1 protein-coding gene is annotated in these 499 nt (G+C 57.7%); it reads right to left on the bottom strand.

Going from position 1 to position 499, the window contains the following annotated elements; all coding sequences use genetic code 11:
• A partial coding sequence (locus BKN05_RS12145; protein WP_286688751.1) for an ABC transporter substrate-binding protein occupies positions 1-492 on the bottom strand: 492 nt, incomplete at its 3' end.
• Between the last annotated feature and the right edge of the window lie 7 nt (positions 493-499).

The raw sequence follows: 499 nt of genomic DNA, 5'->3' as shown, positions 1-499 counted from the left end.
AACCTCAAAACCGATATCTTCCAGCAGCTGCCCCTGGGCGGACTCCGCACTCCAGAAGTTCAAACCGCGATCACCCGGCAGTGGCATCACGAAGTTTGTCGGCTGCTCCGGCAACTCGATTGCGCCGGTGACCTCTTCCAGGCGATCCTCATACTGTTGAATCGCCTCAGCGGCATCTTTTTCGTGCCCGGTGGCCTCCGCAAGCAGACTCATGATCTCATCCCAGCCCTGGTCGGAATAATCAACCACCACGACTGGCACACCAATCGCGCTCAGCTTGTCATACTCAGCCACCACCGAATCCTGACCACTGGCACTCACGACGATCATGTCCGGATCCTGCGCCGCGATAGCCTCTACATCAACCTCGAGGTTGTACAAGCTTTCGACGCCATGCTCCTTGGCTTCCTCAGCCCACTGCAAGAAAAATCCCTGCTCGTCGGCAAGCCCACCGACCTTCGCACCACCAGTCGCTTTAATGGGTGCATCCATAGCCAGC

Source organism: Corynebacterium sp. S5S1 (genome assembly GCF_001913985.1).
Classification (GTDB): domain Bacteria; phylum Actinomycetota; class Actinomycetes; order Mycobacteriales; family Mycobacteriaceae; genus Corynebacterium; species Corynebacterium marquesiae.
The sequence above is the reverse complement of the archived record's forward strand: the minus strand, read 5'-3'. Positions and strand labels throughout refer to the sequence as shown.